This is a genomic window from Clostridium sp. (assembly GCF_032576335.1).
GTDB lineage: Bacteria > Bacillota > Clostridia > Oscillospirales > Acutalibacteraceae > Faecalispora.
Window position 1 is genome coordinate 308,351 of sequence record NZ_JAWFXC010000005.1, and the last position, 13,443, is coordinate 321,793.

The 13,443-nt window shown below is 43.1% G+C and carries 13 protein-coding genes; 8 read left to right on the plus strand and 5 right to left on the minus strand.

What is annotated here, in order from left to right; genetic code table 11:
- Positions 1–301: 301 nt before the first annotated feature.
- The 3 genes from E7L17_RS08110 (at position 302) to E7L17_RS08120 (ending at position 4,069) form a co-directional block, all read left to right on the plus strand.
- Complete coding sequence (locus tag E7L17_RS08110) at positions 302–1,738, plus strand: aldehyde dehydrogenase family protein (protein WP_316322752.1); 1,437 nt, start codon at positions 302–304, stop codon at positions 1,736–1,738.
- Between the two features lie 335 nt (positions 1,739–2,073).
- On the plus strand, positions 2,074–2,883 hold the full coding sequence (locus tag E7L17_RS08115) for a MoxR family ATPase (RefSeq protein WP_316322753.1): 810 nt from the start codon (positions 2,074–2,076) through the stop codon (positions 2,881–2,883).
- A 4-nt stretch (positions 2,884–2,887) separates the two neighbouring features.
- Complete coding sequence (locus E7L17_RS08120) at positions 2,888–4,069, plus strand: vWA domain-containing protein (protein ID WP_316322754.1); 1,182 nt, start codon at positions 2,888–2,890, stop codon at positions 4,067–4,069.
- An 88-nt stretch (positions 4,070–4,157) separates the two neighbouring features.
- Here the strand turns inward: E7L17_RS08120 and E7L17_RS08125 are convergent, their stop codons facing one another.
- The 4 genes from E7L17_RS08125 to E7L17_RS08140 form a co-directional block, all read right to left on the minus strand.
- Entirely contained in the window at positions 4,158–4,565 is a 408-nt protein-coding gene (locus E7L17_RS08125; protein ID WP_316322755.1) for a hemerythrin domain-containing protein, read from the minus strand.
- A 213-nt stretch (positions 4,566–4,778) separates the two neighbouring features.
- Positions 4,779–5,129, minus strand: a complete 351-nt coding sequence (locus E7L17_RS08130; protein WP_316322756.1) for a cupin domain-containing protein — start codon at positions 5,127–5,129, stop codon at positions 4,779–4,781.
- Positions 5,130–5,143: 14 nt separating this feature from the next.
- Positions 5,144–6,349, minus strand: coding sequence for a DUF438 domain-containing protein (locus tag E7L17_RS08135; RefSeq protein WP_316322757.1), 1,206 nt, complete (start codon positions 6,347–6,349; stop codon positions 5,144–5,146).
- 46 nt (positions 6,350–6,395) lie between these two features.
- Positions 6,396–7,586 carry an anaerobic nitric oxide reductase flavorubredoxin gene (locus E7L17_RS08140; RefSeq protein WP_316322758.1) on the minus strand — a complete coding sequence of 397 codons (1,191 nt, stop codon included), beginning with the start codon at positions 7,584–7,586 and terminating at the stop codon, positions 6,396–6,398.
- A 170-nt stretch (positions 7,587–7,756) separates the two neighbouring features.
- On the opposite strand from E7L17_RS08140, the gene E7L17_RS08145 reads away from it, so the two are divergent.
- A complete protein-coding gene (locus E7L17_RS08145) occupies positions 7,757–8,458 on the plus strand; it encodes an FprA family A-type flavoprotein (RefSeq protein ID WP_316322759.1) in 702 nt (233 codons plus the stop codon).
- 21 nt (positions 8,459–8,479) lie between these two features.
- On the opposite strand, the gene E7L17_RS08150 is transcribed toward E7L17_RS08145, so the two are convergent.
- Positions 8,480–9,157 carry a Crp/Fnr family transcriptional regulator gene (locus tag E7L17_RS08150; protein ID WP_316322760.1) on the minus strand — a complete coding sequence of 226 codons (678 nt, stop codon included), beginning with the start codon at positions 9,155–9,157 and terminating at the stop codon, positions 8,480–8,482.
- Positions 9,158–9,408: 251 nt separating this feature from the next.
- Between E7L17_RS08150 and E7L17_RS08155 the strand changes: the two genes are divergently transcribed.
- The 4 genes from E7L17_RS08155 to E7L17_RS08170 all read left to right on the plus strand — a co-directional run bounded on the left by E7L17_RS08155 (position 9,409) and on the right by E7L17_RS08170 (position 13,287).
- Positions 9,409–10,083, plus strand: a complete 675-nt coding sequence (locus tag E7L17_RS08155; RefSeq protein ID WP_316322761.1) for a Crp/Fnr family transcriptional regulator — start codon at positions 9,409–9,411, stop codon at positions 10,081–10,083.
- A gap of 108 nt (positions 10,084–10,191) precedes the next feature.
- Positions 10,192–12,042, plus strand: a complete 1,851-nt coding sequence (hcp, locus tag E7L17_RS08160; protein ID WP_316322762.1) for a hydroxylamine reductase — start codon at positions 10,192–10,194, stop codon at positions 12,040–12,042.
- Between the two features lie 80 nt (positions 12,043–12,122).
- Entirely contained in the window at positions 12,123–12,725 is a 603-nt protein-coding gene (locus tag E7L17_RS08165) for a hypothetical protein (RefSeq protein WP_316322763.1), read from the plus strand.
- A gap of 4 nt (positions 12,726–12,729) precedes the next feature.
- Positions 12,730–13,287: a hemerythrin domain-containing protein gene (locus E7L17_RS08170; RefSeq protein WP_316322764.1), complete on the plus strand. Its 558-nt coding sequence runs from the start codon at positions 12,730–12,732 to the stop codon at positions 13,285–13,287.
- Positions 13,288–13,443 lie beyond the last annotated feature (156 nt).

Below are 13,443 nucleotides of genomic sequence, written 5' to 3' on the forward strand. Positions count from 1 at the left end.
AACATTCCATTTATCTGTAATTCTTATAAACTAGTTGAATAGGTACAACAAAAAATACTCGCCTCGGGCGAATGTTTTAGTCCTTTTTCTATTATAGCATGACTGATTGAGAAAAAGCGAATGAAAATTCGCTTTATTTGTGCGCAATTTGTAGTTTTTTGATTCTATTTGCAGATTTAATAGATGGTTTCTATAAGAATAAAGAAACCTGGTATTGGACTTCACTCAGAAAGGGTTTTACAATAGAAACAGAAACAGCTTTTCCCACACAATAAAACTGTTTAGTGAGGAGATTGTAATAATGGCCAAAGAAGTATCTACTGAACAAATTCAAGCGTTAGAAGAAATGGTTGCCCGTGCAAGAGCGGCCGCAGAAGTAATTGCTACTTATGACCAAGAGCGGGTTGACCGCCTGTGCCAGGCAGTAGCCGCTGCTGTTTGCGACATGAAGGTTTGGGCACCGATTTGTGATGAAGCAGTTGATGAGACTGGGCTGGGCGACAAGGTAAGTAAAAGAAATAAGCGCAACAAAATCAAGTTGATTCTTCGTGATTGCCTGCGGAACAAGAGCGTGGGAATTATTGAAGAGCTTCCAGAAAAAGGTTTGGTAAAGTATGCAAAGCCAGTGGGTGTTATTGCAACTCTGGTACCTACCACCAACCCTTGCCTGACTCCAGCGGGTCAGATTGTTTATGCAATTAAGGCGAGAGATGTATTGATTTGCTCTCCCCACCCCCGTGCAAAGAAGGTTACCAATAAGTGTATTGATATTATCCGTGAGGCCTTGGTTCGTGAGGGTGCTCCTGCAGATATTATTCAGGGCATTCAGGAGCCCAGCATTGCCTTAACACAGGAACTGATGAAACGCTGTGATTTGGTAATTGCTACTGGCGGCCGTCCCATGGTAAAATCCGCTTATTCCTCCGGTGTACCTGCGTTTGGTTCAGGTGCAGGTAATGCTACCGTAATCATAGATGATACAGCAAACACACCGGAACGCCAGAGAGAAGCCGCAACAAATTCTCGTATCTCCAAAACCTCAGACTTCGGCTCAGGCTGCTCCTGCGACGGCAACTTGGTGATTCATGAGTCTGTTTATGATGGCTTTGTGAAGGCACTTGTTGAAGAAGGCGCATACATTGCCAATGCGGAAGAAACAGAGAAGCTGAAGAATGTGATGTGGGATGAAGTAGGCCATCGCCTGCCCAATACAGTTGCCATCAGCCCTCAGAAATTGGCTCAGGCTGCTGGATTTGAAATTCCCGAAGACCGCAAATTAATTGCAGTTGTTGGCGGGGGAAAAGAAAACATTGGCAAAGAACACTTCTTCTCCAGTGAAAAATTAACCACACTGCTTACTCTGTTTAAATATGAAGGTGAGTTTGAAAACGCACTGGACATGATGCGTGCTATTTTTGAGGTTGGCGGTAAAGGTCACTCTTGCGGAATTTACTCTTGGAACGATGAGCATATTCACCGTTTGGGTTTGGCTGCACCGGTTTCCCGTATTATGGTTCGCCAGCCGAACAACAAGGGTAACTCGGGTTCCGCCACGAACGGTATGCCGCCAACGTCTTCCATGGGCTGCGGCACTTGGGGAGGCAACATTGTTTCAGAGAACATTGCCCTTAAGCATTACATGAATACCACTTGGGTTGCTCGTCCGCTGCCGGAGGATATGCCGAGCAATAAAGAATTGTTTGGTGAGTTCTTCAAAGATGGAATGGACGAAGAATAATTCTAACTCCTACAGTTTTTGTTATGAATCCTTTTACTCTATAAAAAATCACTCATCCGGAAGATAAGTGTTATTTCCTTTTTGCCAATAATTGCTGATTGGCAAAGTCCTTTTAAAAAGTCCATAGGGGGAGTGCCGCCATCGAAGGGATCAAACCTTCATGGTGGCATTTTCTCTATTTTGCTTTTGTTTACTGATTTTTGTCTGAATAAATGGTATGATAGAGCGAACCGCACACGGAAAAGAGCAATCAAGCACTTTTACCGTATACAAAAATTTGTTGAAAGCGTATTTTTGTATACGTGCAACGATACTAAATCACAGAGAGGTAAAAAATGAGAGAGTTTAAAGGAAGCATGAATTATGTTGCGTCGGAGGAATTGATGCAGGCAGTGAACATTGCCGTTGCACTGGAAAAACCACTGCTCATCAAAGGGGAGCCGGGAACTGGTAAGACGATGCTTGCTAAAGCCGTATCCGACGCACTGAACCAAGAAATGATTATTTGGAATATTAAGTCAACAACCAAGGCGCAGGATGGCTTGTATGTTTACGATGTAGTTCAGCGGCTTTACGATAGCCAGTTCGGCAATGAGGGTGTCGATCATATTGAAAAATATGTAAAGCTGGGAAAAATGGGTGAGGCCTTCTCGTCTGATAAACAGGTTGTTCTGCTCATTGATGAAATTGATAAGGCAGACTTAGAGTTCCCCAACGATTTATTATGGGAGCTTGACCGAATGGAGTTCTATATTCCCGAGACCGGACAAACGATTCAGGCAAAGCACCGCCCAGTCGTGATTATTACCTCTAATGCAGAAAAAGAACTGCCGGATGCGTTCCTGCGCCGTTGCGTCTTTCATTATATTGAATTCCCGAATCAAGAGCTGTTAGCAGAAATTGTTCGGGTTCATTTCCCGGAGCTGGATGAGCATTTGCTCTCCCAAGTTCTAAAAGCGTTTTACCGTATTCGCTCCCTTCCCCAAATTAAAAAGAAGCCCTCTACCAGTGAGGTAATCGATTGGATTCGTGCACTAATTCATGGCGGCATGAACCCGGATCGCTTGGTCAAAGAAATGCCGTATTTGGGCGTGCTTCTCAAAAAGAATGAAGACATGGACACTCTACGTATGAACTGGCGGTGAGTGCATGTTTGCAGATTTTTTATACCTGTTGCGAAGCAATGGCTTAAAGGTATCGCTCACGGAATGGATGACATTAATGGAGGCACTAAATCAAGGCCTGCACGGTTCCGAATTTACCGGTTTTTATCATCTTTGCAGAGCATTGCTGGTGAAAACGGAAGCTGACTTCGACCGTTTTGATCAGCTCTTCCTCTTGTATTTTAAAGATGTTCCTTTTGAAGAAGAGGTCTCACAAGAACTCCTTGATTGGCTTAGTAGCCGCGATATTCCCGCGGGGATGTTTGATGAGGAACAGGAATTGCTCAACCAATCTCTGTCAGAGGAAGAAATTGAGAAAATGTTCCGGGAACGATTGAATGAGCAAACAAGTGCGCACAATGGCGGCAGATATTGGATTGGTACACGCGGCATGTCTGTTTTCGGCAATAACGGTCTTTCCCCAAGGGGAATCCGTGTAGGCGGCAGCAGTAAATACCGAACGGCAATACGGGTAGCGGGTGAACGACGTTTTCGTGATTTTCGTGAAGATACGACTCTGGATTTGCGCCATTTTCAAGTTGCACTTCGCCGTTTGCGGCAGTATACCGGCATTGTAAACTCTGCTGAAACGGAGTTTGATGTGGATAACACCATTGAAGATACCGCGCAGCATGCGGGTATGCTTACTGTGCGCTACCGAAAACCACGCAAGAATGCAGTAAAAGTGCTACTCTTTATAGATTCCGGTGGCTCAATGGATTACTATTCACAACTAACGTCAGCCTTGTTTCAGTCCGTAAGCAAAACCAATTTTCATGACCTAAAGGTGTACTATTTTCACAATTGTATTTATTCAAAGCTCTACACAACACCCATTATCGACCCCAGAAATTCAGTATCGACAGATTGGGTTTTATCAAATCTCTCGAGCGACTACAAAGTGATTTTTGTAGGGGATGCGCAAATGGCACCTCATGAGATAGTTGGCAAATATTATGGAGGTGAAGAGAAGCCCTCCAGTGGTGTGGAGTGGCTCTACCAGATTCAAAATCGCTTTCGATACTCTGTGTGGCTTAACCCCAGTGACCGACCGGAGTGGGGAGAGTATTGGAGCCATAGCTACGATTTGATTGCAAGCATTTTTCCAATGTTCCCGCTTACTATTGATGGAATTGAAGAGGGAATGAAAAAGCTGATGCGTACTTGAAAAAAATGTTTTAGATAAGAATATATAAGTGAAAACATCTCACAGAACAGTACGAAGCTGCTCGTGAGATGTTTTTTATGCCCGTTTATTATTTTAAAAGAGGGTAAAGGTGAATATCTTCCTTTTTCATTCTGGATTCAATCTTTTCAAAAATCTGTTTGCTTTCCGAAAGAAAAGATACTTTGTTTTCCGTTATTTTCATAGCAATATTATATTTTTGAGAAAAAACTAAGAACAGTTCGGCAAGACTTCCCATTTCTTTCTGAAAAGCATTTGCAATATTGCGAATCGTTGAGTTACTGCTCTGTGTAAGTGACGGATATAAAAATTTGTCCTCAGACATCAAGTGCATTTTTAATTTACCGGATAAGGCATTGATTTGGAATGCTATCTCCTTTGCGCTATCTTCTAGACCCTTTGAAGCCAGATGATTAATATTATGAATTAGAATCGAAACTTCTTCATGCTGCTTTTCCAACATATCTAAATTACTCATATTCTTTTTCCTCCTTAAACTCTCCAGTTGGGAAACTATGGTATCATTGTAATTGGTAAAAGAATATTTGTCGGTTGCTTTTACAACATGGGTTACATGTTTTTATGTTATTTAATTAGATAATTAATTCTAAACTGAAACAGCAAAAAGGAGCGGTCATTGACCGCCCCTTTTTATACTAAGAAAGCTATTAAAAGAAAGCTATTAAAAATTTTAGCCTCTTGGGTAAGGAAAGACTACGGTTAGCAGCATTTTAAAAGGATTTTCTGCTGCAACAGCATGAGGGATTCCTGCAGGCATTACGATTGTTTGTCCCTGTGAAACAGAATGCACCTTACCTCCAATGGTAATTTGAGCATCACCCTCCAATACAGTAAGCATAGCGTCACCGTCAGAAGAATGGGTGCTGATTTCCTCTCCCTTATCAAATGAGAAGAGTGTGATGCTCACTGCTGGGTTTTGCGCAAGGGTTCTGCTCACCACTTGTCCTTGCTGGTATTGCACCAAAGATGATAGCTCCAGTGCTTTTTCAAATTCAATATTTTTTAAATAAGCGCTCATCATAAGCCGCCTTTCTATTAATGGTTAGCGGTGTCTTCCACCAGACGTTTTTCTCCGGTTATTTCTTGTATGGGGCGAATGTTTTGTGTGACCTCTAGAACTCCCATAAATTCGCCTGTTTCACTGCGAACAGCAAAATAACGAATGAGAATATATTTCTCGCCCATCTTAATCCAAAAATCTTCTTGATCCTTACGTCCATCTCGAAAATCCTTTACCAACTGTTCTACAATATGAACACTGGCAGGGGGATGGCAGTTCGAAACCTTTCGGCCAATAATGGATTTAGTACGTGGGAAAACACGTTCCGAACCCTGTGAAAAGTATTTTACAGTATCATCCTTATCCACAAAGGTAATGTCGATTGGGAGTGTGTCGAGCATACGTACGAGCTCTTCTGTTTTTAACACACCCGTGGGGAGGGTAATAACCCCGGGGCCAGCTTCCTTTTTTAGCTCTTCTTGTGGTTTGCTTTCTGCGGCAGGCTTCCAAATGGGAACGTTATCAATCAAGCACAACCCGATTTCAGGCACTTCACCCGCAATCACTTTCCACTCATCCTGCGTCAGGTTTTCTGTGAGCATAGGGAAGAGGATGTTTTCCTCTTTAAAAATCATTTCTTCCACTCGGTTAAAGAGGGCTTCTAAGCGGGGCTTTAGCTGCTCCGCAGAAGCGGTATCAAGCTGCTTACGAATATCCTTTAGCTCATCCCGAATTTCATCATCCACACCCCACATTACTTTTGGGGGAGCGGTAATCCCATACTGTTCTAAATAGGGAAACAGTAGATTTTCCTTTTTGCTGTAATGCAAATCAATTTCCATCAATTTTGTAAGGAGTTCCTTTAAGTCACTGGGTGTGTTACCGAAAGCAAGTTTGGTACGCATTTCTTTCATCAACTTTTCCAGAGCTCGATTTTCTCTCCATAACAAATTCACTGGATGACCTGGTATTTTAGCGGGATCGGAGGGTTGGTGAATTTCTTCAATAGAGCCTTTAAATACAGCCGCGTGAACGTCGCACAGACGCTGTATTTCACTCACAGGTAATCCGTTTTGAATCAAAGCTTGTTCTGCCTGAGCAATTTCTTCCGCAGAAACATTACCGAACACTTCAGCAAATTGGTCTTTTACCTCATCTACACTTTTGCCATCGTGAAGCTGAGTAATCAATTCCTTTAGCACTTTTTGGCGGTATTCCCTGTTATTGATTTCAGCACTCATAATAATCCTCCTTTAGTGAAAAATGGATGTGTTGCAAAATAGGAAATTAGGAAAGAGATGCCGTAAATTGTCTGCCGTATTCCCGACAGCTTGCAAGCTCGTCCTCACCAGGTACCCATAATGCTCTGTGTCCGGGATTTACTACCTCGAAACCACATTTCTCAAGACCTTCGGTCAGTTGTTTTACAGCCTCGCCGCTCCAACCGTAGCTGCCAAAAGCGGCAGCACGTTTGTTTTTGAATTTTAGACCTTTCATCATTTCCAGTATGCCGCCAATGGAGTACAAATAACCATTATTAATGGTAGAAGAGCCAATTAAAATCGCTTTGGAACGGAATACTTCTGAAAGAATATCATTTTTATCTTCTTTTGCTGAGTTCATAAGCTTTACTGTGATGCTTGGGTCTGTATCACAAATACCAAGCGCGATGGCCTCCGCCATTTTGCGGGTAGAGTTCCACATGCTGTCATATACCAGTGTGACCTGATTTTCTTGGTAATTGTCTGCCCATTTCAGGTACTGCTCCACAATTCCGGTGGGGTTTGTTTTCCAAATCACACCATGGCTGGGGCAGATTAAATTTATCGGAAGGTTTAAATCCAACACCTCATGAATCTTTTTCGCAACAAATTTACTAAATGGAGTAAGAATATTGGCATAGTACTTTAGAGCTTCCTTAAACAGCTCTGCTTGATCTACCGTATCGTTATATAAAGACTCGGTAGCGTAGTGCTGGCCAAATGCATCATTACTAAATAAAATATTTTCGCCTGTCATATAGGTAAACATGGTGTCTGGCCAATGGAGCATAGGCGCTTCAACAAAAACTAGCTTGCTGTCGCCAATGTCAAGCGTATCGCCTGTTTTTACAATCACAAAATTCCATTCTTGATGATAGTGGCCTTTTATAATCTTAGCTCCGTTTGCCGTACAGTAGATTGGCGTATTGGGTATTTCCCGCATTAACTCCGGCAGCGCACCGCTGTGGTCTACTTCATTATGGTTCATTACAATGTAATCTATTTTATTTAAATCAATTTCCTGTTTTAAGCGAGAAACAAATTCTTTATCAAAGGGCTGCCAAACGGTGTCTATCAACACCGTTTTTTGGTCACGAACCAAATAGGAGTTGTAGGATGACCCTTTATGTGTGGAATACTCATCACCGTGGAATTTCATTAGCTCCCAGTCAACCTTACCAACCCAGCTTACTTTTTCCGTTAATTTCTTTCCCATATGAGTACCTCCAGTTCATTTGTGAATGTCTACCTTTCGATTTGTATTGTGTCAATTAGAGTTTGGAATAATGTAATTATACTAAAGTTATATTTTGGAAGATGTTGCACACGCAACATCTTGTTATAACATTTTCTGTTTCAATTAAAACAAAGAAGGAGGGAATATCAATGAATTACTTAATCTCAAATCAATGCCGTACAATAGGTAAAACAATTATAAAGCCAGACAAAGAGTTTTCTTTTTTATCCTACCTCATTACCGGCAGCAAGAATATCCTAATTGATACTCTACCGGAACGGTCGGCTGCTTTGCTCTTGGAAGAAGTCGAACACGCAATAGGCGAAAAACAGCTGGATGCAATTATTATGAATCATTCCGAAGAGGATCACAGCGGGGCATTGCCGGCAGTGCTTGCAGCACACTCTCATACGCCAATCTATTGTTCTGAAAAATGCCGCGAGCGGCTACTTGCAATTTTGCCTGAAGCAGACTACCATGTTGTAAAAACTGGCGATAATATTCAAATAGGGGAACAGTATTTTCGTTTTCAAGAAACACCGGGCCTCCATTGGGACGATAATATAGTTACCTTTTGGGAGAATCATAGAACATTGTTTTCAAATGATTTGTTTGGCCAGTATGCTGCCGCAGAGCCGCCCATTGACCGTGATTACCCTCTAGACCGCCTGATAGAGGCAGCGGAGGATTACTACAAAGCAGTGTTTTCTAAAGCTTCATACCAAGAAAAAAGTGTTATTAATGATATAAAAAAACTGCCTATTCAGATTATCGCACCCGGACATGGTCTGATATTAAAATATAGCATGTCCGATATGCTTAGACTCTACCAAGAAAGATTAAAGGAATAAGTCAAAAACAATAGTTTTAAACTAGTGAAACGCTTTTGGTTCAAGTATCTGAAAAGAGTTTTTATAAAAGTCGATGAGCCCGTCCCGCTTCATGTTGAGCAACTCACGAGTTAGCGCACTTCGGTCGGCTCCAAGGTATTCTGCCATTGCAACGCGCCCAAATGACGTTTGAAATTGCAGGCTACCGTGGCGGCGTGCCTCTTGCCCAAGGTAAGTGAGTATTTTTGCGCGTAGACTTTTCTTTGATATAATCTCGATTTTCTCCATCAGTTGAAAATTTTTGTCTGCAATCAATGTAACCATATTTTCAATCAGCCTATGGTGGTAAGCACAGGAACGACCACAGGAGGTTAATACCTGATGAAATGGCAGGAATAATATACGTGTAGCTTCTGCTGACAAAAAAGATACGGTAGAAACGGTATCTTTATTGCAGGCAAAGGTTTCGCCGAAAATTTGCCCCGGCGTAATAAACGCCAGAATCACCCGGTCGCCCCATAAATCCTCTTTGAGCATTTGCACAGAACCATTCAAAGGAATCCCAACCCACTTCACTTGTTCGCTGGTAAGGGAGATGAATTCTCCTTTGTTATACGTTTTAACACTATGGCCAATGCAGTGCAAAACGGCCGCAATATCCTCGGGAATCATTCCATCAAACAAAGAGAATTCCTTAATTTGTTCTACTAATTTTTCCATTTTACCACCCCTTTCCATCATATCTGATTTTAAAGGAATCTGCAATGTACTTATACTTTCGCCCCATACCAGTTGGTAAGGGGAGGGGGCATCTTTTAAAAGCGGGAACATCTACATTGTGATGTGGCACGTTATTATTGTGAAAACAGATTCTGTAGGAAGGGTATTTCTGTTATACTAAATTATAATACCCGTATCGCATCTTTAATTTAAAAAAGACGATCTCATAGAACAGGGAGAGGAGATGACATATGATATCTCAACTGAAAAAAAGCCCTTTATTTTTTGAAATGACCGAAAGTGATATTGAAAGCTGCCTGAAATGCAGTGGTTCTGAAATTGTACATTATGAAAAGGACGAGCTTATTTTTCGCCAGCACGATGTACCACGTAAGCTTTTAGTTCTTGTAGAGGGTGCTGTGGTAGTAGGCAATGATTCCAGCTCTGGGAAGCGCAGTATAGTTGCAACACTTGACCAACCCGGCGATTTGTTTGGTGAGGTGTTCTTGTTTTTAAACAAGCATGAGTATGACCACTATGCACAAGCAGTGAGTTCTGCTAAGGTTCTTCATATACCAAAAGAATTTATGTACCATAGCTGTGGCAAAGACTGCGATTACCATACGAAGATGATTTCAAACATGCTCTCGATTCTTGCGCAAAAAGCATATTTTTTAAATCGCAAGCTGCAAATTGTCTCCTGCGCCACTCTTCGGCAGAAGATTGCGAGGGTGTTGCTGCAAAATTCATCCCCAGATGGTTGGGTGACTCTCTCCATGAATCGGGAAGAACTTGCAGACTTTATGAATACGGCGCGGCCGTCTTTATCCAGAGAGCTGATGAAAATGCAGGATGAGGGCATATTAAAAATTGAAAAACGAAGAATGAAAATTATTAATTTTGAAAAATTGCAAAATAATTTATAAATTTATAAATCCGTAACCACGGTTACGGATTTTTTTTATATTGATTGGTATGATGAGTACATCGAAAGGCCGAGAGGCTATGAGCGAGAATGAAGGAGGATTACTTTCATGGAAAATAAAATGTTTTGTTATCAGTGTCAGGAGACCGCTGGCTGCACCGGGTGTACTCAGGTAGGTGTATGCGGTAAAAACGCAGAAGTTTCTGGCATGCAGGATCTTTTGGTTTATGTAACAAAGGGCATATCTGCTGTTACCACACAGCTTCGTGCCGAGGGCAAAGAAGTCTCTTCTGATGTAAACCACTTAATTACACTCAATCTGTTCGCAACCATTACCAATGCGAACTTTGACGAAGATGCGATTGTTGAACGCATTTTCAATACATTGGCAAAAAAACAGGAGCTGTTGGGTCAGGTTACACATCCGGAGGTTCTTCCGGCAGCAGCAAGCTGGAGTTCTTCCAACCGGGATGAGTTTGCCGCAAAGGCTGCAGAGGTTGGCGTTTTGTCTACCAAGGACGAAGACGTTCGCAGTCTGCGTGAGCTGATTACCTACGGCTTAAAGGGTCTTTCTGCTTACAGCAAGCACGCTAACGTTCTGCTTAAGGACGACGGTGAGGTTGACGGATTCCTGCAAAAAGCATTGGCAAAAACGCTCGACGATTCTTTGTCCGTAAACGATTTGATTGCGTTGACACTGGAAACCGGTGAGTACGGCGTTAAGGGTATGGCTCTTCTCGATGAAGCCAACACCTCTGCTTATGGCAACCCTGAGATTACCAAGGTTAACATTGGCGTTGGATTGCGTCCCGGTATCTTGGTCTCCGGCCATGACCTGCGCGATTTAGAAATGCTTCTCAAGCAGACCGAGGGCACCGGTGTGGATGTTTACACCCATTCCGAAATGCTTCCGGCTCACTATTACCCTGCATTTAAAAAATACTCTCACTTTGTTGGCAACTACGGCAATGCCTGGTGGAAGCAAAACGAAGAATTCCAGAGCTTTAATGGCCCGATTCTGATGACCACCAACTGTATTGTACCGCCGAAGGACAGTTACAAAGATCGCCTTTACACCACTGGTGCAGCCGGATTCCCGGGTTGTAAGCACATTGGCGGTGAGATTGGCGAGGAGAAGGATTTCTCCGCAATTATTGAGCACGCTAAGAACTGCGCATCCCCTGCTGAGATTGAGCGCGGCGAAATCATTGGCGGCTTTGCACACAACCAGGTGCTTGCATTGGCAGACGCCGTAGTAGACGCAGTAAAATCTGGTGCTATTAAGAAGTTTGTGGTTATGGCGGGCTGTGACGGTCGTGCAAAATCCAGAAATTACTACACCGATTTTGCCAGAGCACTGCCGAAGGATGCCGTTATTTTAACTGCCGGCTGTGCAAAATATAAATACAACAAGCTTGCTCTCGGCGACATTGGCGGTATTCCCCGCGTGCTGGACGCTGGTCAGTGCAACGACTCCTATTCGTTGGCGGTCATCGCACTTAAGCTGAAAGAAGTATTTGGTCTGGATGACATTAACGACCTGCCAATCGTATACAACATTGCTTGGTACGAGCAGAAAGCGGTTATCGTACTGTTGGCTCTGCTGCACCTTGGTGTTAAGGATATTCACCTCGGACCCACGCTCCCGGCTTTCCTTTCCCCGAATGTGGCAAAGGTACTAGTTGAGAACTTCGGCATTGCCGGTATTGGCAGCGTAGAGGACGATTTGGAGCTGTTCTTTGGTGAGGGTGCGGCAATCAGCCCCGCTGTTACAGAAGATATGCTCATCGGTGAAATTCTCCGCCAGTATCCCGATGCTGCTCCCGTTCTTATGGAGTGCGGTATGCACTGCCTGGGCTGCCCGTCTTCGCAGATGGAATCCCTTGCAGATGCTTGCATGGTGCATGGTATGGACCCCAAAATGGTTCTTGGCCAGCTGAATGAGCGAATTTCCAGATAAATAATACAATAAGCAAGGGGGCTGTGAAAGATCGCGAAGTGCGTTTCGTTCGCGGCCCTCTTTTTTAGAAAGGATATCTTATGAGTGCTTTTTTAGGCCCAATTCATCATTGGTTATACGGTAAAATTCAATTTCAGGAGAAATGGATTCAGAGCATTTTGAGCTCAGCAAAAGAAAATGCTTGGGGCGATTTAGCGGAAAAACTGGATGCAGACTGCGGCGCTGCCGATTTGCGCCCACTCGAGGATAGCATTGACCAAGGGAATATTCATGGTTGGCTTCAGCAAAAAATCCATGTAGAAGAAGCAAGGCTTGCCGTATTGGTCACAGAGCTTCTTAAAGAGGATGCGACCCGTATCGCCCAGTTGGAAGAAATTTCGTTTCACTTTGGTAAGAATAATGCACCGGAAGAAAGACTGGATGCTTCAGAAGCGTTTCAGCTTCTAAACAATACCTTACTCGATGGTATGCCCTGCGACCATGTCAATCAATTGCTCGAAAACGAAAAGGACATTGTTGTTTGGCAGCAAACCCAGTGCCTGCACCGTGAGTTCTGGGAGCAGGCAGAGGGAGACGCAGCTGTATACTATGCACTTCGTAAGCGCATGATACAAGGGCTGTTAGCCGAAAGCGGCTTGGTATTTGCCGGTGAGAACGGACGTTTTGAAATAAGAAAGGACTGACGATATGTACAGCGTAGAATTAATGGTAGAGGAACACGACCATATTTTAGAGCTGCTTACGGTCATCCGGAAAGCGTGCTGCGGTATTCTGGAGGGGCAGAAGGTAAACGACGGTGATTTTCGTAATATGATTTCATTTGCCCGCAATTATGCTGACAAGCACCATCATGGCAAGGAAGAACAGATTCTGTTTCAGGAGATGACACAGCATCTGGGCCAGATTGGCGTGAACCTCATCCAACATGGAATGCTAGTTGAGCATGATCTTGGGAGGCTGCATATGTCCGAGCTGGAAAATGCTTTGAACCACTACAAAGAGAATTCGGATACGATGGGTAAGGTCAATATTATTGCGGAAGCCATGGGTTATGCCAATCTTCTTCAGCGCCATATTGATAAAGAGAATCAGATTGTGTACACTTATGCCGAGAAGAATTTGACAGAAGAGATTCTAAAATCGGTTGATGAACGAGTCGTTGCTTTTGAAAAAGAGGCACAGCAGGCTAATGTACAAGAAACGTATCTCAATTTACTGGAAGAATTAAAGAAGAAGTATTGCTAAAATAGCGTATTAAGAAGGCATGGAACAGGTTTTATTCCTGCTCCATGCCTTCTTTTGTTTTGTTCAAACAACCACCGGCTGTGCCGGTGGAGCGAAAAAAGCTTTAGCGTTGAAAAGGACAAAAAAACTCCCTTTGTTGTAGAATAAGCATGCGGT